The organism is Amycolatopsis sp. NPDC101161, assembly GCF_044768185.1.
Classification (GTDB): Bacteria; Actinomycetota; Actinomycetes; order Mycobacteriales; family Pseudonocardiaceae; genus Amycolatopsis.
Genome location: NZ_JBIWPI010000005.1, coordinates 703,979 through 726,954, shown reverse-complemented (window position 1 = coordinate 726,954; position 22,976 = coordinate 703,979). Strand labels below are relative to the sequence as shown.

The 22,976-nt window shown below is 70.7% G+C and carries 22 protein-coding genes and 1 riboswitch; of the genes, 3 read left to right on the top strand and 19 right to left on the bottom strand.

All coding sequences use genetic code 11. The features are described 5' to 3' along the window. Positions 1-8: 8 nt before the first annotated feature. The 6 genes from lipA to ACIRSS_RS36830 all read right to left on the bottom strand — a co-directional run bounded on the left by lipA (position 9) and on the right by ACIRSS_RS36830 (position 8,657). Entirely contained in the window at positions 9-1,010 is a 1,002-nt protein-coding gene (lipA, locus tag ACIRSS_RS36855) for a lipoyl synthase (protein WP_400903472.1), read from the bottom strand. Then, positions 1,007-2,281, bottom strand: a complete 1,275-nt coding sequence (gene glyA, locus ACIRSS_RS36850; protein ID WP_400903471.1) for a serine hydroxymethyltransferase — start codon at positions 2,279-2,281, stop codon at positions 1,007-1,009. Before glyA ends, lipA begins: the two co-directional genes overlap by 4 nt. Continuing rightward, positions 2,281-2,658 carry a glycine cleavage system protein GcvH gene (gene gcvH / locus ACIRSS_RS36845; RefSeq protein ID WP_400903470.1) on the bottom strand — a complete coding sequence of 126 codons (378 nt, stop codon included), beginning with the start codon at positions 2,656-2,658 and terminating at the stop codon, positions 2,281-2,283. Before gcvH ends, glyA begins: the two co-directional genes overlap by 1 nt. A gap of 13 nt (positions 2,659-2,671) precedes the next feature. Then, positions 2,672-3,763: a glycine cleavage system aminomethyltransferase GcvT gene (gcvT, locus tag ACIRSS_RS36840; protein WP_400903468.1), complete on the bottom strand. Its 1,092-nt coding sequence runs from the start codon at positions 3,761-3,763 to the stop codon at positions 2,672-2,674. 7 nt (positions 3,764-3,770) lie between these two features. Further along, complete coding sequence (gene gcvP / locus ACIRSS_RS36835) at positions 3,771-6,656, bottom strand: aminomethyl-transferring glycine dehydrogenase (RefSeq protein ID WP_400903466.1); 2,886 nt, start codon at positions 6,654-6,656, stop codon at positions 3,771-3,773. A gap of 79 nt (positions 6,657-6,735) precedes the next feature. After that, positions 6,736-6,829: riboswitch (glycine riboswitch) on the bottom strand. A gap of 538 nt (positions 6,830-7,367) precedes the next feature. Continuing rightward, on the bottom strand, positions 7,368-8,657 hold the full coding sequence (locus tag ACIRSS_RS36830; protein WP_400903464.1) for a helix-turn-helix domain-containing protein: 1,290 nt from the start codon (positions 8,655-8,657) through the stop codon (positions 7,368-7,370). Positions 8,658-8,728: 71 nt separating this feature from the next. On the opposite strand from ACIRSS_RS36830, the gene ACIRSS_RS36825 reads away from it, so the two are divergent. Next, positions 8,729-8,926 carry a hypothetical protein gene (locus ACIRSS_RS36825; protein WP_400903463.1) on the top strand — a complete coding sequence of 66 codons (198 nt, stop codon included), beginning with the start codon at positions 8,729-8,731 and terminating at the stop codon, positions 8,924-8,926. Here the strand turns inward: ACIRSS_RS36825 and ACIRSS_RS36820 are convergent. From ACIRSS_RS36820 to ACIRSS_RS36805, 4 genes are read right to left on the bottom strand one after another with little or no spacing between them, the layout of a single operon-like run. Next, positions 8,923-9,690, bottom strand: a complete 768-nt coding sequence (locus tag ACIRSS_RS36820; protein ID WP_103343553.1) for a 3-oxoacyl-ACP reductase — start codon at positions 9,688-9,690, stop codon at positions 8,923-8,925. The two genes, ACIRSS_RS36825 and ACIRSS_RS36820, sit on opposite strands and share 4 nt — an antisense overlap. Next, positions 9,690-11,057 carry an aldehyde dehydrogenase family protein gene (locus ACIRSS_RS36815; RefSeq protein ID WP_400903461.1) on the bottom strand — a complete coding sequence of 456 codons (1,368 nt, stop codon included), beginning with the start codon at positions 11,055-11,057 and terminating at the stop codon, positions 9,690-9,692. The genes ACIRSS_RS36820 and ACIRSS_RS36815 overlap by 1 nt, the downstream gene beginning before the upstream one ends. Further along, the gene (locus tag ACIRSS_RS36810; RefSeq protein WP_400903459.1) at positions 11,054-11,764 is read right to left on the bottom strand and encodes a gamma-glutamyl-gamma-aminobutyrate hydrolase family protein; all 711 of its coding nucleotides are present in this window, start codon (positions 11,762-11,764) and stop codon (positions 11,054-11,056) included. Before ACIRSS_RS36810 ends, ACIRSS_RS36815 begins: the two co-directional genes overlap by 4 nt. Further along, a complete protein-coding gene (locus ACIRSS_RS36805) occupies positions 11,745-13,091 on the bottom strand; it encodes a glutamine synthetase family protein (RefSeq protein ID WP_400904026.1) in 1,347 nt (448 codons plus the stop codon). The genes ACIRSS_RS36810 and ACIRSS_RS36805 overlap by 20 nt, the downstream gene beginning before the upstream one ends. A 264-nt stretch (positions 13,092-13,355) precedes the next feature. Here ACIRSS_RS36805 and ACIRSS_RS36800 point away from each other — a divergent pair, with 264 nt between their 5' ends. Then, positions 13,356-13,880, top strand: a complete 525-nt coding sequence (locus ACIRSS_RS36800; RefSeq protein WP_400903458.1) for a general stress protein — start codon at positions 13,356-13,358, stop codon at positions 13,878-13,880. Positions 13,881-14,016: 136 nt separating this feature from the next. On the opposite strand, the gene ACIRSS_RS36795 is transcribed toward ACIRSS_RS36800, so the two are convergent. From ACIRSS_RS36795 to ACIRSS_RS36780, 4 genes are all read right to left on the bottom strand, one after another. After that, positions 14,017-15,000, bottom strand: coding sequence for an alpha/beta fold hydrolase (locus tag ACIRSS_RS36795; protein ID WP_400903457.1), 984 nt, complete (start codon positions 14,998-15,000; stop codon positions 14,017-14,019). Between the two features lie 104 nt (positions 15,001-15,104). Further along, positions 15,105-16,325: a DUF1700 domain-containing protein gene (locus tag ACIRSS_RS36790; protein ID WP_400903455.1), complete on the bottom strand. Its 1,221-nt coding sequence runs from the start codon at positions 16,323-16,325 to the stop codon at positions 15,105-15,107. Beyond that, positions 16,322-16,645: a PadR family transcriptional regulator gene (locus ACIRSS_RS36785; RefSeq protein WP_400903454.1), complete on the bottom strand. Its 324-nt coding sequence runs from the start codon at positions 16,643-16,645 to the stop codon at positions 16,322-16,324. The genes ACIRSS_RS36790 and ACIRSS_RS36785 overlap by 4 nt, the downstream gene beginning before the upstream one ends. 86 nt (positions 16,646-16,731) lie before the next feature. Further along, positions 16,732-17,178 (bottom strand): Lrp/AsnC family transcriptional regulator, encoded by a 447-nt coding sequence (locus ACIRSS_RS36780; protein WP_400903453.1) that lies wholly within the window; start codon positions 17,176-17,178, stop codon positions 16,732-16,734. Positions 17,179-17,240: 62 nt separating this feature from the next. Between ACIRSS_RS36780 and ACIRSS_RS36775 the strand changes: the two genes are divergently transcribed. Further along, positions 17,241-18,143: an SMP-30/gluconolactonase/LRE family protein gene (locus ACIRSS_RS36775; protein ID WP_400903451.1), complete on the top strand. Its 903-nt coding sequence runs from the start codon at positions 17,241-17,243 to the stop codon at positions 18,141-18,143. Here ACIRSS_RS36775 and ACIRSS_RS36770 read toward each other — a convergent pair. The 5 genes from ACIRSS_RS36770 to ACIRSS_RS36750 all read right to left on the bottom strand — a co-directional run bounded on the left by ACIRSS_RS36770 (position 18,118) and on the right by ACIRSS_RS36750 (position 22,900). Then, positions 18,118-19,305: an MAB_1171c family putative transporter gene (locus tag ACIRSS_RS36770; RefSeq protein WP_400903449.1), complete on the bottom strand. Its 1,188-nt coding sequence runs from the start codon at positions 19,303-19,305 to the stop codon at positions 18,118-18,120. The two genes, ACIRSS_RS36775 and ACIRSS_RS36770, sit on opposite strands and share 26 nt — an antisense overlap. Beyond that, positions 19,302-19,865, bottom strand: a complete 564-nt coding sequence (locus ACIRSS_RS36765) for a hypothetical protein (RefSeq protein ID WP_400903448.1) — start codon at positions 19,863-19,865, stop codon at positions 19,302-19,304. Before ACIRSS_RS36765 ends, ACIRSS_RS36770 begins: the two co-directional genes overlap by 4 nt. A gap of 272 nt (positions 19,866-20,137) precedes the next feature. Further along, positions 20,138-20,572: a helix-turn-helix domain-containing protein gene (locus ACIRSS_RS36760; RefSeq protein ID WP_372670481.1), complete on the bottom strand. Its 435-nt coding sequence runs from the start codon at positions 20,570-20,572 to the stop codon at positions 20,138-20,140. Positions 20,573-20,630: 58 nt separating this feature from the next. Beyond that, a complete protein-coding gene (gene mutM / locus ACIRSS_RS36755) occupies positions 20,631-21,500 on the bottom strand; it encodes a bifunctional DNA-formamidopyrimidine glycosylase/DNA-(apurinic or apyrimidinic site) lyase (RefSeq protein ID WP_400903447.1) in 870 nt (289 codons plus the stop codon). A 44-nt stretch (positions 21,501-21,544) separates the two neighbouring features. Next, positions 21,545-22,900, bottom strand: coding sequence for a chondroitinase-B domain-containing protein (locus tag ACIRSS_RS36750; protein WP_400903445.1), 1,356 nt, complete (start codon positions 22,898-22,900; stop codon positions 21,545-21,547). Between the last annotated feature and the right edge of the window lie 76 nt (positions 22,901-22,976).

Sequence of the window (22,976 nt, the reverse complement as noted above, 5' to 3'; positions counted from 1 at the left end):
GCCCCTTCCTATCGCGCCAGCAGGGAGCTGGCTTCTTGCGCGGCCGGGCCCTGGTCGGCGAGGTGCTGCAGGTTCTCCGGCAGCTCCTCTCCACGGTAACCCTTGGTCTGGGCGTAGAGCCGACCCGCGCGGTACGACGACCGCACCAACGGACCCGCCATCACACCCGCGAACCCCATCGCCTCCGCCGCGCGAGAGTGCTCGACGAACTCCTCCGGCTTCACCCACCGATCCACCGGATGATGCCGAGCAGAAGGACGCAAATACTGCGTGATCGTCAAAATCTCACACCCCGCATCGACCAGGTCCTGCATCGCCGGAGCCACCTCATCCGGCGTCTCACCCATACCGAGAATCAGGTTCGACTTCGTCACCAACCCGGCCTCACGCGCCTTCGTGATGACCTCCAGCGACCGCGCATACCGGAAACCAGGGCGGATCCGCTTGAAAATCCGCGGCACCGTCTCCACGTTGTGGGCCAACACCTCCGGACGCGAGCCGAACACCTCAGCCAACTGCGAAGGGTCCGCGTTGAAGTCCGGGATCAACAGCTCGACACCGGTACCGGGGTTCAACGCGTGAATCTGACGCACGGTCTCGGCGTAGAGCCAGGCGCCGCCATCGGAGAGGTCATCCCGGGCCACGCCGGTGACCGTCGAGTACCGCAAACCCATGGCCTGCACGGACTCCGCGACCTTCCGCGGCTCAGTCCGGTCCAGCTCAGCGGGCTTACCGGTGTCGATCTGACAGAAGTCACACCGCCGGGTGCATTGGTCCCCACCGATCAGGAACGTGGCCTCACGGTCTTCCCAGCACTCGTAGATGTTGGGACAACCGGCCTCTTCACACACCGTGTGCAGACCCTCGCGACGCACGAGACCCTTGAGTTCGGTGAACTCCGGCCCCATCCGCACCCGCGTCTTGATCCACGACGGCTTCTTCTCGATCGGCGTCTCACTGTTGCGAACCTCGAGACGCAGCAGCTTCCGGCCCTCGGGCGACGCGCTCATCGGGAAAGGTCCGCGTACAGCGGGTGCTTCTTGGCCAGCGTTTCGACGCGGTCGCGCAGCTTCGAGCGCAGGGCGTCGTCGAAGTCCGGCTTGAGGGCTTCGGCGATGACGTCGGCGACCTCGGCGAAGTCGTCGGCCTGGAAGCCGCGGGTGGCCAGCGCCGGCGTGCCGATGCGCAGGCCCGAGGTGATCATCGGCGGGCGCGGGTCGAACGGGACGGCGTTGCGGTTGACCGTGATGCCGACCTCGTGGAGGCGGTCCTCGGCCTGCTGACCGTCCAGAGTGGACTGGACGAGGTCGACGAGCACCAGGTGAACGTCGGTGCCACCGGTCAGCACGCGCACCCCGGCGTCGGCGCAGTCCGCCTGCGACAGCCGCGCGGCCAGGATCCGCGAGCCTTCCAGGGTGCGCCGCTGGCGCTCCTTGAACTCCTCGCTCGCGGCGATCTTCAGCGCGACGGCCTTGGCCGCGATGACGTGCTCGAGCGGGCCGCCCTGCTGGCCGGGGAACACCGCCGAGTTGATCTTCTTCGCCAGCTCCTCGCGCGACAGGATGAGGCCGCCGCGCGGGCCGCCGAGGGTCTTGTGCGTGGTCGTGGTGACGATGTCGGCGTGCGGCACCGGCGACGGGTGCAGCCCGGCCGCGACCAGCCCGGCGAAGTGCGCCATGTCCACCATCAGGCGAGCGCCGACGAGGTCGGCGATGCGGCGGAACTCGGCGAAGTCGAGCTGACGCGGGTACGCGGACCAGCCGGCGATGATCAGCTTCGGCTGGTGCTCGACGGCCAGGCGCTCGATCTCCGCGAGGTCGACGATCCCGGTCTCTTTGTCGACGTGGTAGGCGACGACGTTGTAGAGCTTGCCCGAGAAGTTGATCTTCATCCCGTGCGTCAGGTGGCCGCCGTGCGCCAGGTCGAGGCCGAGGATCGTGTCGCCCGGCTTGAGCACGGCGAACATCGCGGCCGCGTTGGCCTGCGCGCCCGAGTGCGGCTGGACGTTGGCGTGCTCGGCGCCGAAGAGGGCCTTCGCGCGGTCGATGGCGAGCTGCTCGACGACGTCGACGTGCTCGCAGCCGCCGTAGTAGCGGCGGCCCGGGTAGCCCTCGGCGTACTTGTTGGTCAGCACCGAACCCTGCGCCTCGAGCACGCCCACCGGGGCGAAGTTCTCGGAGGCGATCATCTCCAGGGTCGACTGCTGGCGGGTGAGCTCGTCGGCGACGGCCGCGGCGACCTCGGGGTCGACGTCGGCGAGGTGAGCGTCGAAAGTCGTCATCAGTTCTCCTGGGTGTGCGCGGCGTACGCGGCGGCGTCGAGCAGGTCCGGCACGTCCCCGGTCAGACGCACCTTCAGGAGCCATCCTTCGGTGTACGGGTCGGAGTTGATGACCTCGGGGGTGTCCGATGTGGTGCCGTTCACCTCGACGACCTCGCCGGAGACCGGCGCGTACAGCTCGCTGACCGACTTGGTCGACTCGACCTCGCCGAACACCTCGCCCGCGGTGATCGTCGAGCCCGCGTCGGGCAGCTGGACGAACACGATGTCGCCGAGCGACTCGGCGGCGAAGGCGGTGATGCCCACGGTCGCGACGCCGTCTTCGACGGACAGCCACTCGTGTTCCTTGGTGTACTTCAGGTTCTCGGGGATGCTCACAGCTGGGAGTCCTTTACGCGCGGGAGTAGAAGGGCAGGGCGACGACCTCGACGGGCTCGATCCTGCCCCGGATGTCGACGGAGAGCTCGGTGCCGGGCTCGGCGTACGCCCGATCGACGTACGCCATCGCGATCGGGTAACCCAGCGTGGGCGACAGGGCGCCGCTGGTCACCTCGCCGATCTCGGTGCCGTCGGCCAGCACCGCGTAGCCGTGCCGCGGAGCACGGCGGCCGGCGCCTTTCAGCCCGACCCGCACGCGCGGGACGTCCTGCTTGGACCGCTCCTCGAGGGCCGCGCGGCCGACGAAGTCGCCCGGCTTCTCGAACTTGACGACCCGGCCGAGCCCCGCCTCGAACGGGCTCTGCTCGACGGTGAGTTCGTTGCCGTACAACGGCATCCCGGCTTCGAGGCGCAGCGTGTCGCGGCAGGCGAGGCCCGCCGGGACCAAGCCGTGCGGCTCGCCGGCCTCCAGCAGCAGCCGCCACAGCGCGGGGGCCTCGTCGGCGTCGACGAACAGCTCGAAGCCGTCTTCGCCGGTGTAACCGGTGCGGGCGAGCAGAACGTCGTGGCCCTTCACCGACGCCGGGACGCTGGCGTAGTACTTCAGCGCGTCCAGGTCGGCGTCGGTCACGGCACCCAGGATCTCGACGGCCTTCGGCCCCTGGACGGCGATCAGCGCGGTGGTCTCGGACCGGTCGTCCACGACGGCATCGAAGCCCGCGACCCGCTCGGTCAGAGCGTCCGCGACGACCTTCGCGTTGCCCGCGTTCGCGACGACCAGGTAGTGCTCGTCGGCCAGTCGGTAGACGACCAGGTCGTCCAGGACACCCCCGGACTCGTTGCAGATCATCGTGTACCGCGCCCGGCCCGGCTTGACGCCGGTCAGGTTGCCGACCAGCGCGAAGTCCAGGACGTCGGCCGCCTGCTTGCCGGTGACGTGGATTTCGGCCATGTGCGACAGGTCGAACAGCCCGGCCGCCTCGCGGACGGCCTTGTGCTCGGCCAGCTCACTGGCGTAGCGGACCGGCATGGACCAGCCGGCGAAGTCGGTGAACAGCGCGCCGAGTCCCTTGTGGACTCCGTGCAAGGAGGTTTCGCGAGACACTTTGGGCTCAGCCTTCGTAAGCGTTGAGGGGCGGGCAGGAGCACACGAGGTTACGGTCGCCGCGGGCGCCGTCGATGCGACGCACCGGGGGCCAGTACTTGTTCTTGCGCGAAACACCCGCCGGGTACACGGCCAGCTCGCGGTCGTAGGCCTTGTCCCACTCCCCGACCAGCGTCTCCGCGGTGTGCGGCGCCCCGCGCAGCGGCGACTCCTCGGCGCTCCACTTGCCGTTCGCCACCTCGTCGATCTCCGCGCGGATCGCGATCATCGCGGCGCAGAACCGGTCGATCTCGCCCAGGTCCTCGGACTCGGTCGGCTCGACCATCAGCGTGCCCGCGACCGGGAACGACATGGTCGGCGCGTGGAAGCCGTAGTCGATGAGCCGCTTCGCGACGTCGTCGACCGTCACGCCGGTCTCCTTGGTGATCTGGCGCAGGTCGAGGATGCACTCGTGCGCGACCAGGCCGTCCTGGCCGGTGTAGAGCACCGGGTAGTGGGGGGCCAGCCGCGAAGCGACGTAGTTCGCGGCCAGCACGGCGACCTTGGTGGCCGCGGTCAGGCCGGGCGCGCCCATCATCCGGACGTAGGCCCAGGAGATCGGCAGGATCGACGCCGAGCCGTAGGGCGCGCCGCTGATCGGGCCCACGCCGGTCGCCGGGCCGGCCGCGTCCAGCAGCGGGTGGTTCGGCAGGAAGGGCGCGAGGTGCGCGCGCACCGCGACCGGGCCGACGCCGGGGCCGCCACCGCCGTGCGGGATGCAGAAGGTCTTGTGCAGGTTCAGGTGCGAGACGTCGCCGCCGAACTCGCCCGGCTTGGCCAGGCCCAGCAGGGCGTTGAGGTTCGCACCGTCGACGTACACCTGGCCGCCGCCGTCGTGGACGATCTTGGCCAGCTCGTCGATGTCGTGCTCGTACACGCCGTGCGTGGACGGGTACGTCACCATGATCGCCGCCAGGGTGTCGCGGTGGGTGTCCACCTTGGACCGCAGGTCGGCGAGGTCGACGTTGCCCTCGTCGGTGCACTTCACGACGACCACGCGCATCCCGGCGAGCACCGCGGACGCGGCGTTCGTGCCGTGCGCGGACGACGGGATCAGGCAGACGTCGCGAGCGTCGTCGCCGTTCGCGCGGTGGTAGGCGCGGATCGCGAGGAGGCCGGCCAGCTCGCCCTGGCTGCCCGCGTTCGGCTGCAGCGACACCTTGTCGTAGCCGGTGACCTCGGCCAGCCACTCGGCCAGCTGCGCGACGAGGACGTGGTAGCCCTCAGCGTCTTCGGCCGGGGCGAACGGGTGGATGCCGGCGAACTCTCGCCAGCTGATCGGCTCCATCTCGGTGGTGGCGTTGAGCTTCATCGTGCAGGAGCCGAGCGGGATCATGCCGCGGTCGAGCGCGTAGTCCAGGTCGGACAGCCGGCGCAGGTAGCGCAGCATCGCCGTCTCGGAGCGGTGGGTGCCGAAAACCTCGTGGCCCATGAAGCCGCTCTCGCGGGCCAGGCCGTTGGGCAGCGCGACGCCGTCTTCGACATCGGCCTCGACCTTGAACGCGTTGAGCACCTTCGCGGTGATCGCCGGGGTGCTGACCTCGTCGAACGCGACGCGGACGTGGTCCGCGTCGACGTGACCGAGGTTGATGCCGGCCTCGCGGGCGGCCGCGTGGACCTCGGCGGCCCGGCCCGGGACGCGCGCGACGACCGTGTCGAAGAAGGACTCGTGCACGACCTCGACACCGCCCGTGCGCAGGGCACCGGCGAAGCCCGCGGCGAGGCCGTGGACGCGCTGGGCGATCTTCTTCAGGCCGTCCGGGCCGTGGTAGACCGCGTACATCGCGGCCAGCACGGCGGGCAGGACCTGCGCGGTGCAGATGTTCGAAGTCGCCTTCTCGCGGCGGATGTGCTGCTCACGCGTCTGCAGCGCGAGGCGGTAGGCGGAGTTGCCGTCGGCGTCGACCGAGACGCCGACCAGGCGCCCGGGCAGCGAGCGCTCGAGCCCGGAGCGGACGGACATGTACCCGGCGTGCGGGCCGCCGTAGCCGAGCGGGACGCCGAAGCGCTGCGTCGACCCGGCGGCGACGTCGGCGCCGAACTCGCCGGGCGAGGTGATCAGCGTGAGCGCGAGGAGGTCCGCGGCGACGGTGAAGAGCGCGCCCGCGGCCTTCGCCGACTCGGAAATCGCGTGGTAGAAGCCGCGGCCGCGCAGCACACCGGACGCGCCGGGGTACTGGACGACGACGCCGAAGAACTCCTCCGGCAGGCCGGTGAGCAGGTCGCGGACCTCGACCTCGATGCCCAGCGCCTCGACGCGGGTGCGCACGACGGCGATGGTCTGCGGCAGGCACTCGGCGTCGAGGACGACCTTGTTGGACTTCGACTTGGACGCGCGGCGCATCAGCGTGACGGCTTCGGCGACCGCGGTCGACTCGTCCAGCAGGGACGCGTTCGCGGTGGCCAGGCCGGTCAGGTCGGCGACCATCGTCTGGAAGTTGAGCAGCGCTTCGAGGCGGCCCTGGGAGATTTCCGGCTGGTAGGGCGTGTACGCGGTGTACCAGGCCGGGTTCTCGAGGACGTTGCGGCGGATCACGCCGGGGGTGACGGTGTCGGAGTAGCCGAGGCCGATCATCTGCGTCATCGGCCGGTTGCGCGCGGCGAGGGCGCGCAGCTCCGCGGTGGCGTCCTCTTCGGACGCGGCGGGCGGGAGGACCAGCTCACGCGTGGCGCGGATGGCGCTCGGGACGGCGGCGCCGACGAGGGCGTCCAGGCTGCCGTAGCCGCATTCGGCCAGCATCTTCGCGCGTTCGGCCTCGGACGGGCCGATGTGGCGGGCGTCGAACTGCGTTGAAGTGATGGGGAGCTCCTCGGGCCGGGCACACGGGTGCGCTGGGAACTCCCCCTCTGTCATGGCACCTGAGAGTTTCACCGCGTGAGACGCGGCTTTCACCTTGGGTGAGGCGCGGGTGCGCCTGCTTTCCAGAGTGGCCTCGCACGAAGCGGTAACAGGTACCTGAGAGATTCTGGGGAGTTTGCTCCTTCGGTGCCCCACCGGTTTCGTGGGGGCTCTCCCGCCTCGGCTCTACGGCCCGATCTGCAGTTGTGACGGTCACGGTACCTGCCGGGTTCGAGGTCCGTCTACTTCACCCGGGCAACGCCACATCACCCTTCGATCCCGCCTCGACCGGCGCCTGATCGCGGCCGCGGCCGGCGTAGAAGACTGATCCGCTGGAGGAACCTGTTCCGGCGCGGTGCCTGAGCGGAGTCGCCGGCGGTTCGGCGTTCGTCGACGGCGCCGATCTGCTCATGCCGCTCCGAGGTCTCCGAAGAAGAGGTCGCAGACTGCTCGGACCTGCCCGCCGGTTCATGGATCGACTCGATGCCCCATCCCTTGAAACTGGAGCGGCCTCCCGGCTCGCGGGCCTTGAGGTGCATCCGATACGACACGAGGAGGGAGCAGCACACGGCCACGGCGATGAGCGCGACGGCCCACAGAGCGGGGCAGACATGCCCTTGAGGACCGAAACGACAGTGCTGATGATCGACACGCGAGCCGACGACTGGTCCTCCCCAGTTATCAGGTGCGCTCGTGTTCGTCGGCCAGAATACCTCGCGATGTGTGCTAGCCGTGAGCGACCCGCCGCACGACGCCCCCGGCCAGCGCCGGGGGCCGGCGGACCCGGCCCGAGGGCAGGACCAGGCGTTTCAGCGGCCCGCCCACCGGCACCGGCGGGTGCCCGGCGCCCAGCAGCACCTGCTCGACGAGCTGCTCGGCGAACCAGGCCACCGAGTCGTTGAGCCGGTCCAGCGAGGGGCGGTCGCCGTCGAAGACGTCCTCGTCGGCGAGCGTGACCTCGAAGTACGCGCAGCCCGGCGGGACCGAGATCGCTTCCTCGATCGCCCGCGCGCCCGCGAGCGGGTCGGCGAACCCCGCTTCGAGCAGCGGCTCGCGGTAGATCCGCGCTGCCCGCTCGCGCATGCGGGGGCCGTAGCGGACGACGACCGGGAGCCGCCCGGTCAGGTCCGGCACGGCCAGCCCGTGCAGCAGCATGATCGGCGGCACCGAGTGCACCAGGCGCGGCGCGGGTTCGGCCAGCTCGCGGGCGGTGATCCGGACGCGGTCGGCCATCGCGTCCGGGAGGCCGAAGTAGCGGAAGTCGACGTTGCCGAACCCGAGCCCGTCGGCGACGAGCGACGCCAGCAGCTCGCCGTACCCCCAGATCGGCGACAGCACCACGACCGGCGGCGCGGCGACCACGGGCGACGGCGCCGGCGGGCGCGTCGCCTCCTGTTCGGGCACCTGGATGACCAGCCGCGGCGGCTCGTGCCAGTCGTGCACCTCGGCGACCCGCCAGTAGAGCCCGAGCGGCCGCCACAGCTCACCGAGGATGTCGTGCTCGATGATCCGGCGCACCTCGGCGTCGTCGTGCGGGAAGTCCCGCGGCGGCACGATCCCGACGTAGTGGTGGTAGGTGATGCGGACCTCGTCACCGCGGGTGGCGGAGCGGATCCGCATCTCCCAGTCGATCGGCGACGCGGCGATGGCGTTGGCGACCTGGGTGCCGGGCGAGGAGTAGACGAGCGCGGTGGCCTGCCGGAGGAACTGCCCGGCCTGCTCGATGCCCTCGCGCAGCGACTTCGCGGCCTGGGCGACGTGCACCGGGCTGGCGAGGGAGTCGGGCAGCACGCCGGCGACGCGCAGCAGCTCGGCTTCGGTCAGCCCGGTGACCTCGGCGAGCTGGGCCCAGTGGTCGAAGACGGTGACCTTGGGCGCGTGCCGGTGCTCGATCCAGCTGCGCAGGGTGGAGGTGGGGACGCCGACGCGCCGCGCGGCCTCGTCCAGGGAGAGGCCCCGCGAGCGGATCCCGGTCCGGACCGCTTCCGCCCACTCGCCGGCGCGCCAGTGCGTCACCTCACAAAGCTAACGAAACCCGCTAGCTTTGCGCAGGGACGAATCGCCCACCCGCGCCCGACGCTGTGAGCATGACCACCACCATCATCGCCCTCACGCTCATCGTCGGCGTGCTCACCTTCGCCGCCGGTGCCTTCCTCGCCTCCGAAATCGCCGTCCGCGTGCTGCGGCGCCGCGAACGGCTCGTTTCCGAAGAGCGCAAGAAGCTCAACGCCGCCTGGACCTACCTCCGGGAGGTCTACGGCGTCAAGAAACCGACGCGCCGTTAGATCGGGGTGACGTACGCGCCGGAGATGCCGCCGTCGACCAGGAACTGGGAGGCCGTGATGAAGCTGGCGTCGTCGCTGGCCAGGAACGCCACCGCCGCCGCGATCTCCTCCGGCTCGGCGAACCGGCCGACCGGCACGTGCACCAGCCGCCGCGCCGCGCGTTCCGGGTCCTTCGCGAACAGCTCCTTCAGCAGCGGCGTGTTCACCGGCCCCGGGCACAGCGCGTTGACGCGGATGTTCTCCCGCGCGAACTGCACGCCCAGCTCGCGGCTCATCGCCAGCACGCCGCCCTTCGATGCGGTGTAGGAGATCTGCGACGTCGCCGCGCCCATCACCGCCACGAACGACGCCGTGTTGATGATGGAACCCTTGCCCTGGCGCTGCATGTGCGGCAGCACGGCCTTGCAGCAGTGGTACACCGACGTCAGGTTGACCCGCTGCACCCGCTCCCACGCCTCGATGCCGGTGGTCAGGATGGAGTCGTCCTCGGGCGGTGAGATCCCCGCGTTGTTGAACGCGACGTCGACCGAGCCGAACTGCTCGACCGTGCTGTGGAACAGGTTCTCGACCTGCTCGGCGTCGGTCACGTCGGTCTGGATGAACGCGCCGCCGATCTCGTCGGCCGCGGCTTTGCCCGAATCCGGCGTCAGGTCGCCGATGACGACCTTCGCGCCTTCGCTCGCCAGGCGGCGGGCCGAGGCGAGCCCGATGCCGCTCGCGCCGCCGGTGATCACCGCGACGCGGCCTTCGAAACGCTGGACCATTACTCCTCCGTGCTGAGAAAGACGTTCTTGGTTTCGGTGAACGCCGCCGCGGCGTCGGGGCCCAGCTCGCGGCCGAGGCCGGACTGCTTGAAGCCGCCGAACGGCGTCCAGTAGCGCACCGAAGAGTGCGAGTTCACCGACAGGTTGCCGGCTTCGACGCCGCGCGCCACGCGGAACGCGCGGCCGGCGTCGCGGGTCCAGATCGACCCGGACAGGCCGTACTCGGTCGCGTTGGCCATCCGGACCGCGTCGGCCTCCTCCGCGAACGGCACTACGGCGACGACCGGGCCGAACACCTCCTCCGCCACGGCGGGGTGCCGCAGGTCGGGCGGGGTGAGGACGGTCGGCGGGAACCAGTAGCCGGGGCCCGTGGGAGCACTGCCGCGGAACGCGACGGGCGCGTCGTCCGGCACGTACGACGCCACCTTTTCCCGGTGCGAAGCCGAGATCAGCGGCCCCATCTCGGTCTTCTCGTCGCCGGGGTCGCCGACGACGACGCCGTGCACCGCGGGCTCGAGCAGTTCCATGAAGCGGTCATACGCGCTCGCCTGCACCAGGATCAGCGACCGCGCGCAGCAGTCCTGGCCCGCGTTGTCGAAGACGCCGTAGGGCGCGGTCGCCGCGGCTTTCTCCAGGTCGGAGTCGGCGAAGACGATGTTCGCGTTCTTGCCGCCCAGCTCCAGCGTCACGCGCTTCACCTGCGCCGCGCAGCCCGCCATGATCTCCTTGCCGACCTCGGTCGAGCCGGTGAAGACGACCTTGCGCACGTCCGGGTGGTCCACGAACCGTTGGCCGACCACGGATCCCTTGCCGGGCAGCACCTGGAAGACGTCCTCCGGGATGCCCGCCTCGCGCGCCAGCTCGGCCAGCCGGATCGCGGTCAGCGGCGTCAGCTCGGCGGGCTTGAGGACGACGGTGTTGCCGGCGGCGAGCGCGGGCGCGAACCCCCAGCCGGCGATCGGCATCGGGAAGTTCCACGGCACGATCACGCCGACCACGCCCAGGGGCTCCTGGAACGTGACGTTGACCCCGCCCGGCACCGGGATCTGCTTGCCGATCAGGCGTTCCGGCGCCGCGGAGTAGTAGTTGAGGACGTCACGGACGTTGCCCGCCTCCCAGCGGGCGTTGCCGATGGTGTGCCCGGAGTTCTCGACCTCCAGCCGTGCGAGGTGCTCGATGTCGGCTTCGACGGCGTCGGCGAAGCGGCGCAGCAGCCGCGCGCGGTCGCCGGGGGTGACGTCGCGCCACGCCGGGAACGCCGCCCGCGCGCGGGCGATCGCCGCGTCGGTCTCCTCGGCGCTGGTCAGCGGAACCGTCCGCACCACCTGCTCGGTGGCGGGGTTCAGGACGTCGAACGTGCTGGTCATGGCCTCTCCTCGGTCGCGTCGACGAGAGCCGCGAAGAGCCGCACGTCGTCGCTGTCCTGCTCGGGGTGCCACTGGACGCCCAGGGTGAACTCACCGGGCACCTCGGCGGCTTCGATGGTGCCGTCGGCGGCCCAGCCGACCGGTTCCAGGCCGGCGCCGAGCCGGTCGACGGCCTGGTGGTGGTAGCAGAGCGTCTTGGTCTCGGACCCCAGGATCGCCGCCGCGCGGCTGCCTTCGGCCAGGGTGACGGTCCCCCGGCCGAACGTCGCCGGCGCGGGCTGGTGCTCGGTGGACTCCGTCGCCTCCGGCAGGTGCTGGACCAGCGTTCCGCCGAGCGCGACGCTCATCACCTGCAGGCCGCGGCACACGCCGAGCACGGGCTTCCCCGCCGCCCGCGCCGCCGCGAACAGGCCGAACTCGAACGCGTCCCGCTCCGGCCGGGTGTAGGTCGCGGGGTGCGGCTCCTGGCCGTAGCGCTCCGGTTCGACGTCGGCGCCGCCGGTGAGCACCAGGCCGTCCACTGTGGACACGAGCCGGTCGTACGCGTCGGACACCGGCGGGAGCAGCACCGGGATGCCGCCGGCCGCGACGACGCAGTCGACGTAGACCCGGTGCAGCAGCACGGCTTCGGTCTCCCAGACCAGGAACTTCGCGGGTTCCAGGTAGCTGGTCAGGCCGATGACGGGCTTAAAGTCGCTCGAAGCCACGGATCAGCTCCCAGTCGGTGACGGCGGCGTTGTAGGCGTCGATCTCGATCTTCGCCGCGTTCAGGTAGTGGTCGACGACGTCGTCGCCGAAGGCTTCGCGCGCCAGGGCGCTCTGCGCGAGGGCCGCGGCGGCCTCGGGCAGCGTCGTCGGCACGGTGCGGCGGTCGGAGTGGTAGGCGTTGCCGGTGAAGGGTTCTTCCAGCTCCAGCTCGTTCTCGATGCCGTGCAGGCCGGCGGCGATGAGCGCGGCGACGGCGAGGTACGGGTTGACGTCCCCGCCCGGCACGCGGTTTTCGACGCGCAGCGACTCGCCGTGCCCGACGACGCGCAGCGCGCACGTCCGGTTGTCGGTGCCCCAGGCGATCGCCGTCGGGGCGAAGCTGCCGGGGACGAACCGCTTGTAGGAGTTGACGTTCGGCGCCAGGAAGTAGGTCAGCTCGTGCAGCCCGGCCAGCTGGCCGGCGAGGAACTGCTCCATCAGCGTCGAGAAGCCGTGCTCGTGGTCCCCGGCCAGGACGGCGCGGCCCTCGGTGGAGCGCAGGCTGATGTGGATGTGGCAGGAGTTGCCTTCGCGCTCGTTGTACTTCGCCATGAAGGTGAGGCTCTTGCCCTCCTGCGCGGCGATCTCCTTGGCACCGTTCTTGTAGACGCTGTGGTTGTCGCAGGTGGAGAGCGCGTCGGTGTAGCGGAAGGCGATCTCCTGCTGGCCCGGGTTGCACTCGCCCTTGGCGGACTCGGGGTAGAGCCCGGCGCCGGCCATGTCGTTGCGGATGCGGCGCAGCAGCGGCTCGAGGCGCGCGGTGCCGAGCATCGAGTAGTCGACGTTGTACTGGTTGGCGGGCTTGAGGCCGTGGTAGCGCTTGTCCCAGGCGGCTTCGTAGGTGTCGTCGAAGACGATGAACTCGAGCTCGGTGCCGACGAAGGCGGCGAGCCCGCGCTCGGCGAGCCGCTCGAGCTGCCGGCGCAGGATCTGCCGCGGCGACATCGGGACGGGGCCGCCTTCGACGCGCTCGACGTCGGCGAGGACCAGCGCGGTGCCTTCGTGCCACGGGATTTCGCGCAGGGTCTCGAGATCGGGACGCAGCACGAAGTCGCCGTAGCCGCTGTCCCAGGACGAGAGCGCGTAGCCGTCGACGGTGTTCATGTCGACGTCCACGGCCAGGAGGTAGTTGCAGGCCTCGGTCGCGTGGCCGACGACCTCGTCCAGGAAGTACTCCGCCGAGCAGCGCTTGCCCTGGAGCCTGCCCTGCATGTCCGTGATCGCGACGAGCACCGTGTCGATCGTGCCCGCGTCCACGCGCGCCCGGAGGTCGTCGAGCGTGAGCATGCCTCGCCTGCGTGCCATCAGCCGCCCCAAAGGTTTGATGCGAATCCTTTGCGGCTTCTTCCTACCCGGTCGCAGCCGCGCGGTCAACCGGAACAAAGGTATTTTGTTGACCCATTGACTGAGGCTGTCAGACTAGTACCGCGGGCCTCGGACGCCCGCCACCGGTATGTGCGGTTTGCCCGGCTGAGAAGAGTCTGTGAATTCGCCTCACCGGGAGGAATCCCGGGTACTCCGGCGTTGAACCGGGCAGGAGAGGTGAGATCGATGACCACAGCATTCACGCAGCAGAGCACGATCGGACAGCAGCAGGCGCGGCCGCAGCTGCCCACCCTGCCCACCGGCTGGCCGATCGGTTCCTACGAGTCCTACGAGCAGGCGCAGCGCGCGGTCGACCACCTCGCGGGCGCGGACTTCCCGGTCACCGACGTCACGATCGTGGGCGTGGAGCCGCTGCTCGTCGAGCGCATCGCCGGCAAGCTGTCCTGGGGCAAGGTCCTCGGCAGCGCGGCGACGTCCGGCGCCATGTTCGGTCTGTTCCTCGGCCTGGTCCTCAGCTTGCTGAACCCGGGTGCCGGGCTGGTGCCGATCGTGCTCGGCCTCGTCGCCGGCCTCGGCTTCAACCTGCTCTTCGGGGCGCTCGGCTACGCCGTGAACCGCAACAAGCGCGGGTTCGTCTCGCAGAGCCAGCTGGTCGCCCGCCGGTACGACGTGCTGTCGCAGCCGCGCAACGCCGAGAAGGGCCGCGCCCTGCTGGCGGACCTCGCGGCCCGCAGCGCCTTCGGCCACTGACGCACTGACGCACTGACGCACTGACGAGCGAAGGCCACCTCCCCCGGGAGGTGGCCTTCGTCGTGCCTGGGGACAACTCCGCCGGCGGTCCCGGGAACTGTCGGTGCCCGCCGGTAGCGTGGAAAACGGGGGCTGCTCAGCTCCCCGACGCCACCGCGGGAGCGTCCGGAGTCCCCGTCGGATCCGGGGTCCCCGCCGGGCGGCCCGAGCGCAGCAGCTCACCCCAGCGCGCCCGGTCGTACTCGGCCGGCGGCGTCTGCGCCAGGAACTCGCGCAGGATCCGCAGGAACCGCTCCGGGTCGGACCGGTGCGGGAAGTGCCCGGCTCCCTCGAACAGCACCAGCCTGCTGCCCGGCATCGCCCGGTGCGCGCGCCGCGCGTGGCCGCTCGGCACCACCCGGTCCTCCGTGCCCCACACCAGCAGCGTCGGGATCCCCTCGGTCAGGTAGCAGCGGTCCAGCATGTTGACGACCTGGCCGCGCCAGTCGACGACCGAGCGCAGCGTGCGCAGGAACGCCGAGCGCGTGCTCGGCTCGAGCAGGCGGACGTAGCGGGTCAGCACGTAGTCGAGGTCCGGGCCGAGCCCCAGGCCCTCCGACACCCGCAGCAGCTCGGCGAACCCGCGCAGCACCGGCAGCACCGGCCGGCTGCCCAGCAGCGGCAGCACCAGTCCCGCGCCCGGCGCGGCGGCCAGCCGCAGCAGCGGGTGCACGCTCGCCCCGACCCCGCCCGAGCCGACCAGGACGAGGCGTTCGCAGCGTTCCGGGAACTGGTAGGCGAACTGCATCGCGACCCCGCCGCCGAGCGAGTGCCCGACGACCGTCACCCGGTCGACGTCGAGCGTGGTCAGCAGGTCGCGCATGCCGCAGGCGTAGGCGGCGACGGAGTAGTCGGCGCGCGGCTTGGCCGAGGCGCCGTGGCCGAGCAGGTCGGGCGCGATCACCGTGTGGTCGGCCGACAGCGAGGCGAGCAGGTCCAGCCAGGTCGCCGAGTCGTCGCCGATGCCGTGCAGGAACAGCAGAGCGGGTCCGCTCCCGGCGATCCGGTAGGCGCGCTCGTACCCGTGGACGACCCGTGTGCGCGGGGCGAAGGTGTCCGCCCCGACCTCCGTGAGTGGCACCGGTCCAGCTCAGCACGTCCGCGTTCGCGGGACGTTTCGGGCACGTTGGCATCGGGTGAACGCCGGGAGCGGCCCCGACCCGGCTCCCGGCGTTCGTTCCCCCGTTACTTCGTCGGCGTCGGCGTGGCCGGTGCGGACGAAGACGTCGGTGCGCTGGACGGGGAAGGCGGGACCGTCACCTTGGGGATCGCCGCGCTGAACGGCACGCCCGCGTCCTCGCGGCAGGCCGAGCGGTACCCGTTGTAGCCGTTGTAGTTGCCCTGGTCGTCGGTGACGCCCTGCTCGATCTTCGGCCGCGGGAACCGGTTGTCCGCCCCGATCTTCTCCTTGGTCCCGCTCGAGCGCTCGCAGCCGTAGCGGGTCAGCGTGAGCGGCCGGCCCTGTTCGTCGTAGAGGTAGACCTCGGTCAGCGGCTTGCCGTCGGCGTCGAAGGCGTAGACGTTCTCGACCTCGGCGCCGCCGTAGGTCAGCTGCTCGTTGCCGTACCGGTCGGACGACGGGTAGTACGACGGCGAGCTCGTGTAGGAGCGCCCGTGCGAGATCAGGTCGACAGCCGCGCCGAAACCGCCCAGGATGCCGCCGATGACGAACGCCGAGATCGGCACGGCCAGCCACAGCAGCCGCCGGTCACCGCGCACGCGCGGACCCGCCCACACCGCCGCGACACCCGCGAGCAGCAGGAACGGCAGCAGCAGCACCGCGCTGCGGGACCGCAGCATCAGCAACAGCCCGAAGGCGATCAGCACGACGGCGCACAGGATCCACCACGCCGGCTTGAGCGACGCGAGGTAGCTCATCGCCTTCCCGGAGTCCTCCTGCTCGCGCCCCTTGGCGAGGGCCTGCCGCAACCACACCACCTCCGGCAGCGCCAGCACCGGCTCGACCCCGCCGCGCAGCAGCAGGAGGAGGCTGATGACGAACACGGGCAGGAAGAGCACGGCGCCCAGCAGCCCGCTGGGGTCGACCCGCACGGCGGCGCCGAACGCGAACAGCGCGAGCGCCACGGCGCAGAGCACCAGGCCCCAGAACGCGATCCGCGGTTTCGCGAGGCTCGGCGCCTTCGCGGTGGTGAGCACCTGCGTCGCCCCTTCGGCCGCCGGCGGGTACCCGCCGGACGCGCGCAGCTCGGCGGCGTAGCTTTCGGGCGTGCCGAGCCGTTCGATCAGGGCCTCGACGCGGGCGCCCTCCCCCAGCTCGGCTTCGAGCTCCGCCAGGTGCGGGCGGACGTCTTCGAGGATTTCTTCGATCTCGCTCGCGGGCAGGTCGGCGAGCGCGGTGCGGACCCGCGCCAGATACACCCGCACGGCGGTCGGCTTGTCGCTCATGCTGCCTCTCCCAAAAGCACGTTCATCGTCGATGCGAAGCTCTGCCAGGTCTTGCCGGACTCGGCGAGGCGTTCGCGGCCCGGCTCGTTCAGGCTGTAGTACTTGCGGTGCGGGCCCTCTTCGCTGGGCACCACGTACGAGGTGAGCAGGCCGGCTTTGTAGAGCCTGCGCAACGTCCCGTACACCGACGCGTCCCCCACCTCGTCCAGGCCGGCGCTCCTGAGTCTTCGCAGGACGTCGTACCCGTAGCCGTCTTCCTCGCGGAGCACCGCGAGCACGGCGAGATCGAGCACCCCTTTGAGCAGCTGACTGATCTCCACTGCACCCTCCAGTCTTACGCATGGAAAGGTACCACGCATTGCGCAGTAGTGCGCACGGCGGAGTGCCGTCGGTGTGCCGGGTGCGGTCAGGCGGTGGGATCCACCGGGCGTTCGAAGAAGGATTCGAGGACCACGACGGTCTGCGTACCGGTGACGCCGTCGATCGCGAAGAGCCGGCGCAGCGAGGCTTGGAGCTGCTCGGTCGTCGGCGTGCGCACCTTGACCAGCAGGGCCGCCGGCCCGGCGATGACGTGCGCCTCGACCACTTCGGGCAGCGCCTCGAGAGCCGCGCGCACCGGCTCGTCCCCCATCCAGGCGTTCGCCTCGACCAGGACGTACGCCGCGACGCCGCGGCCGACCGCGGCCGGGTCGACGTCCACGGTGGTCCGGCGGATCACGCCCTGCTCGCGCAGCTTCCGGACGCGCTCGTGGGCCGCTCCAGCCGAAAGGCCGACGGCCTTGCCGAGCACGGTGTAGGCCTGCGTCGCGTCCTGCTGGAGTTCGGCGAGCAGCATGCGATCCACGTCGTCCACTACTTGACCATATCAGGTTCGGCAATACATGCTTGTCACAGAATCTCATTAGGGGTGAGCGGATGGATCTGGTCAAGACCGACTTCGAGGTGCTCGACGAGCGCTTCGCGCGCGTCAACGGTGACGAGTGGATGCAGCGCCTGCACACCGGCTGCCGCTGGACCGAGGGGCCGGCGTACTTCCCGGCCGGGCGCTACCTCGTCTTCAGCGACATCCCGAACGACCGCACGCTGCGCTGGGACGAGACGACCGGGCAGGTCGGGGTCTTCCGGCAGCCGTCGCAGTACTCGAACGGGCACACCGTCGACCGCCACGGACGGCTGATCAGCTGCGAGCAGGGCACTCGCCGCGTCACGCGGACCGAGCACGACGGCTCGATCACCGTGCTGGCCGCCGAGTTCGAGGGCAAGCGGTTCAACAGCCCGAACGACGTCGTCGAGCACTCCGACGGGTCCGTCTGGTTCACCGACCCGAGCTACGGCATCGACAGCGACTACGAGGGGTACAAGGCGGAGAGCGAGATCGGCGCGTGCCACGTGTACCGCATCGACCCGTCGGGTGCGGTGCGGATCGTCGCCGACGACTTTTCGCGGCCGAACGGGCTGGCGTTCTCGGCCGACGAGTCGCTGCTGTACATAGTGGACACCCGGCAGCAGCCGAGCCACATCCGGGTGTTCGGCGTGGGTTCCGGAGGCGAGCTGTCCGGCGGCGAGATCTTCGGGACGTGCGACAACGGCGTGTTCGACGGCGTCCGCGTGGACAGCGAAGGCCAGGTCTGGGCTGCGGCCCACGACGGCTTGCACTGCTTCGCCACGGACGGGACGCTGATCGGCAAGCTGCGGGTGCCGGAGATCTGCTCCAACTTCACGTTCGGCGGGGCGAGGGGGAACGAGCTGTTCATCACGGCGTCGAGCTCGGTCTACACGCTGCGGGTGACGGTCAACGGGGCGCGCTACCCGCGCTAGCCCGCACCCGGTCCACCACCGCGCCGCGCTGCCAAGCCCGGCTCACCCGGACCAGCCACGCCGCTTCGGCCTCGACGTCCGCGTCGGCTTCCGCCAGATCGCCCGGCTCGCCGCGCGCCGGCTCGAAGCGGCGTCCCTCGCGGCCCGCCTCGATCGCGGCGGCCAGGACCACCGCTTCGACCGTCGGCGCCAGGTCGGCGTCGCGGACGCCCGCGCGGCGGGCCGCCGTCTCCACGCGGGCCGGGAGGTCCGGGTCGAAGTGCGCGCGGAGCGCCAGGTGGCCGTCGCGGATCTCGATCACCCTGCGGTACAACGCGAATTCGGCGCCGCCCGCCAGCCCGCGGCCCGGGTCGAGCGCGATGCCCGGCACGGCCGCGCGCAACGCCGTCCACAGTGGCTCGATGCGGCGGTACGCGCGGTACGCCCGCACCCGGCCGAGCACCGACGACACCGCGGGCGACCACGCGGAGAGCGTCGCGCCCGCGGTGACGAACCCGATCGTCGTCGCGGCGAGCACCGACGACGGCAGGTCTTCGCGCGCGCCGATCCGCGCGGTCTCGGCGAGCCGGCGGACGTCGTCGACGTCCCAGAACGTCCACGCGAACGCGGCCACCACGCCGACCACCAGCAGCCAGAGCCCGGTGCGCAGCGGTCCCGGCTCGGCGTGCCACGCGCTGCGGGCGAACACCGCGATCAGCAGGCCGAGGCTGATCAGGCTGTAGCCGAGGAAGAGGATCTTGTCGGCGAGGGCGAACGGCAGGTCCGCGGACGAGAAGACCGTGTCGTCACCGACGCGTCGCGGCTTCGAGAGGGTGAAGCAGACCGCGAGCAGCACCATGGTCGCGCCGGTGAACAGCGCGTGCGGCGCGAGCCGGGCGCCTTCACCGCGCCACACCGACTGCGTGAACGCGACAGCGAACCCGATCGCGCCCAGCTTGAGCTCGTCGCCGGCCAGGCTCAGCACCCATTCGGTGACCGGGCCGGGCCCGGCGAGGGCGGCCATCGCGGGGGTCAGCACGAGGATGCCGGTGGCGATGCAGATGCCGAAGCCGGCGAGGAGCCACATGGTGCGCACCGGCTGGCTGCGGCGCGCCTCGACGAGCTTGTACCCGAACCCGGCGAACCCCACCACGCAGAGGTGGTAGGCCAGGGTCTCGATCACGGCGTCCGGCGGCGGGACCGGCCGCCGAAGAGGGAGTCGAAGCGCCGCAGGCCGTCCGGGACGTCGGGCGCGAGCTCGCGCGGCTCTTCGGGGCGCACGGCGCGTTGGGCGAGCAGGCTCGCGACGAGCTCGGCTTCGCGCTCTTCGACCTCGGTGTAGGTGGTGCGGCCGAGCACACGCCGGACGAGTTCGGGCGAGAGGTTCGGCATGAGCTGCCGCCCGGCGGCGGCGTCGATGGCGACGCCGTCCGCGCCACCGTCGGCGCCGGTGTGGCCGCAGAGCAGGTGGCCGACCTCGTGGAGCAGGATGTGCCGCCGGTGCAGGGCGGTGGTGTTGGTCGGGTAGAGGATGTAGTCGGCGCGTTCGGTGCTCATGAGCAGCCCGCAGGGAGCGCCTTCGGGGGCGCTGACGGGCATGAGCTCGATGGGCCGCTTCCGCGTCGCGGCGAGGCTCGCGACGAAGGTCTCGGCATCGAAGGGTTCGGGCAGGGTGACGGAGTCGGCGACTTCCCGCGCCCGCTTCCACAGAGCCCGCCCCGCGCGCCGCGATGGTTGCGCCACGTCAGCCCTCCCTCATGCCGCGCCCCCACGGCCTCGGCCGGTTCAACGCCGGGGCAGCGACGGGGATACGCGAGGGGAAGAAGATCGCCAACGCGGATTTCGGGGCGGCGCCCGGCCAACGGCCGACGGGAACGCCGAGCCGGTGACGGAAATCCGCGCTCGCCCAGCGGCCCGCGGCCACACCCGACCGGCAACCCACCCGAGCGCCCGGCCGTTCGGCCGCCACCACCCTCGGCTCCCGGCTCGGGCCGGCAGCCAGCGGAGCCGCCACCTCAGCCCTCCCTCTTCGGTGCGCCGCGACCCGCCTCCCTTCGGGCGATCGCGTCGATCATGTCGCTGATCGTGTCCAAGCCGTCCGAGGACAGCGTCACCGCTCGCAGTGCCAGGTCCCGGACCCCCGCGTCGCGCAGCGCTCCCAGCAGCGCCAGCTCTTCCGCGATCTTCGTGCTCTGCTCGTCGTCGAAGAAGTATGCCGGAGGGACTCCGAAGAACTGGGCCAGTGCCTCCAAGTGCCGCTTCGTCGGGTTGTCGCGGCGGCCCGTGCGCAGCTGCCACAAGTACGTCGTCGAGAAGCTCTCGCCCGTTGCCTCGCGGCACGCCTTCGCGACCTCTTCGTTGCTGTACGGCTCCCGATCGGGCCTGCGGACCACGTGGAACAGCCGGTCGATCTTGTCGGCCAGCGTCGACTTTCCGGGCTCCTTGACCACGATGCACTCCCTCAGCTGCCAGGCACATTCATCCTAGCTGAAAGCTGAACACCATTTATCAACGCAAGTTGGCGCGCGGCCGGGGTTGGCACCGCGGGCAGGAGAACGACGACCGGTTCATGAACGGCTCCCGCCGGATCGCCGTGCCGCAGCGGTGGCAGGGCATGCCTTCCTGGCCGTACGCGTCCAGCGAACGGTCGAAGTACCCCGATTGCCCGTTGACGTTCACGTACAACGCGTCGAACGACGTGCCGCCCGCGCCCAGGGCCGCGTTCATCACGTCCGACGCCGCCGACAGCAGCTCGCGCCCCTTCGCGAGCGTCAGCTTCTCGGTCGGCCTGGCCCAGTGCAGGCGGGCGCGCCACAACGCCTCGTCCGCGTAGATGTTGCCGATGCCCGACACCAGCGTCTGGTCCAGCAGCGCGCGCTTGACCTCCGTGCGCCGCGACCGAAGCGCGCGGACCGCGGCGTCGAGGTCGAACGCCGGGTCCATCGGGTCGCGGGCGATGTGCGCGATCGTGTCCGGGAGCAGCACGTCGCTGCCGATGTCACTGAGGTCGTCGAGCGCCAAGCCGCCGAACGTCCGCTGGTCGACGAACCGCAGCTCCGGGCCGTCGTCCGCGAAGCGCAGCCGGACGCGCAGGTGCTTCTCGTCCGGCGCGCCCTCGGGCTGGACGAGCATCTGCCCGCTCATCCCGAGGTGCGCCAGCAGCGCCTCCTTGTCGGACAGTTCCAGCCACAGGTACTTGCCGCGGCGCCGCGCCGCTTCGACGCGGGTGCCGGCCAGCCGCTTCGTGAAGTCCTCCGCGCCCAGCGCGTGCCGGCGGATGGCGCGCGGGTGCAGGACCTCCGCCTCGCGGATGGTCCGGCCCGCGACGTGCGCCTGCAGGCCCAGGCGGACGACTTCGACCTCGGGGAGTTCGGGCATGCGGCCATTGTGCCCGGGAGGTCCGACACTTTTTGAAAAGACACCTACGGCGCGGTGGGTCCGACGTCGGCCTTCGTCAGCGGGACGCGGGTCGTGCCCGACGCGAAGTACTCGTCCGCGCCGACGTCGTAAGCACCGCTGCGGGCTTGCAGATCGAAGTCCTTCGCGGCGAACGGGTACGAACCCACGCCCGCGTCGATCGCCGGGCTGCCGGCAGCCAGCCGGTACAGCCCGGCCGCGTCCTTGACCAGCTTCGGATCCACCGACCGCGACGGGATCCCCGCGGTGCCGCCGGACGTGATGTTGCCTTCGTACTTGACCGTCGACCCGCTCGGCAGCGTCACGAGCGTCCCCGACGTCCCCTTGACGATGTTGTCCGCGACCACGCAGTCCTTCGGCTTGAAGTTGCCGCCGTCGCCGTCGATCACGCTGCTGCTGCCCAGCACGGTGTTGTACGCGACCGTGACGCGGTCCGGACGGTCGTGCAGCTTGCTCGTCGGCCCGCTGTCGGCCTCGTCGCCGGAACCGAACACGATCGCGCGGCCGCCGGAGTTCGCCACGTAGTTGTTGACGATCTTGTGGTCGTTGCCGTGGAACCGGATTCCCGAGCCGAAGAGCAAGTTGCCTTCGACGGTGCTGCGGTTGCCGTGGCGCAGCACGATGTAGCCCCGGCTGTCGCGGATCGTGTTGTAGCGCACCACGTTGTCCGACGACTTGACCGAGATCGCTTCGATGTCGCCGTCCGCCTTCTCGAACAGGTTGTTCTCGATCAGCGCGTTGGCCGTGTACGACTGGTGGTCGCTGAGGCCCAGCCTGATCGACTCACCACCGTTCGAACCGCTGAACTGGTGGTTGTAGAAGTAGTTGTGGTGCACGTGGACGCGCTTGGCCATCGCGCCGGACGGCCCGAGGATCTGCAGGAACACGCCCTGGCTGGTGCGGTTCTGGAAGACGTTGCGGTCGACGACGGTGTCGTCGCCGCTGACCGTGACCCAGTTGCCGTCGGTGGTGAGCTGGAAGTCGTTGCGGGTCAGGCGGTTGTTCGAGGCGCCGGCCGGGACGCTCAGCTTGGCGCTGCCCCGGAACTTGAACCCGCGCAGCACGACGTTCGAGACGCCGCTCGCGAAGGCGAACGTCTTCGAGCCGGTGATCGTCGCCTGGCCGGTGTGCTCGGCGGCGACGGTCACCGGCGCGGCGGACGTGCCGGACCGCTTGATCGACAGCGTCGAGCCCGCGGAGTAGGAGCCGTCGGCGAGCACGATCGTGTCGCCGGGGTTCGCCATGTCCATCGCGGACTGCAGCGCCGAAAGCGACGTGACGCGGACCTGCGCGGCCGAAGCCGCCGGTCCGGGCACGACGAGCAGCGCCGCCGCGATCAAGGGAACGAAGAACAGACGCATTCCGCCAACCTCTCAGTCAGGTACGAGCGCGGCGGATCGCCACACGCTACTGAGCGGTTCGGGAAATCGTCAACGG

What these genes read in the sequence shown, in the direction of transcription:
- ACIRSS_RS36815 (WP_400903461.1), bottom strand. Translation starts at nt 11,057, where the DNA reads ATGACCAGCACGTTCGACGTCCTGAACCCCGCCACCGAGCAGGTGGTG.
- ACIRSS_RS36790 (WP_400903455.1), bottom strand. Translation starts at nt 16,325, where the DNA reads ATGAGCGACAAGCCGACCGCCGTGCGGGTGTATCTGGCGCGGGTCCGC.
- ACIRSS_RS36750 (WP_400903445.1), bottom strand. Translation starts at nt 22,900, where the DNA reads ATGCGTCTGTTCTTCGTTCCCTTGATCGCGGCGGCGCTGCTCGTCGTG.
- ACIRSS_RS36805 (WP_400904026.1), bottom strand. Translation starts at nt 13,091, where the DNA reads ATGCTCACGCTCGACGACCTCCGGGCGCGCGTGGACGCGGGCACGATC.
- gcvP (WP_400903466.1), bottom strand. Translation starts at nt 6,656, where the DNA reads ATGACAGAGGGGGAGTTCCCAGCGCACCCGTGTGCCCGGCCCGAGGAG.
- lipA (WP_400903472.1), bottom strand. Translation starts at nt 1,010, where the DNA reads ATGAGCGCGTCGCCCGAGGGCCGGAAGCTGCTGCGTCTCGAGGTTCGC.
- ACIRSS_RS36775 (WP_400903451.1), top strand. Translation starts at nt 17,241, where the DNA reads ATGGATCTGGTCAAGACCGACTTCGAGGTGCTCGACGAGCGCTTCGCG.
- mutM (WP_400903447.1), bottom strand. Translation starts at nt 21,500, where the DNA reads ATGCCCGAACTCCCCGAGGTCGAAGTCGTCCGCCTGGGCCTGCAGGCG.
- ACIRSS_RS36825 (WP_400903463.1), top strand. Translation starts at nt 8,729, where the DNA reads ATGACCACCACCATCATCGCCCTCACGCTCATCGTCGGCGTGCTCACC.
- glyA (WP_400903471.1), bottom strand. Translation starts at nt 2,281, where the DNA reads ATGACGACTTTCGACGCTCACCTCGCCGACGTCGACCCCGAGGTCGCC.
- ACIRSS_RS36800 (WP_400903458.1), top strand. Translation starts at nt 13,356, where the DNA reads ATGACCACAGCATTCACGCAGCAGAGCACGATCGGACAGCAGCAGGCG.
- ACIRSS_RS36820 (WP_103343553.1), bottom strand. Translation starts at nt 9,690, where the DNA reads ATGGTCCAGCGTTTCGAAGGCCGCGTCGCGGTGATCACCGGCGGCGCG.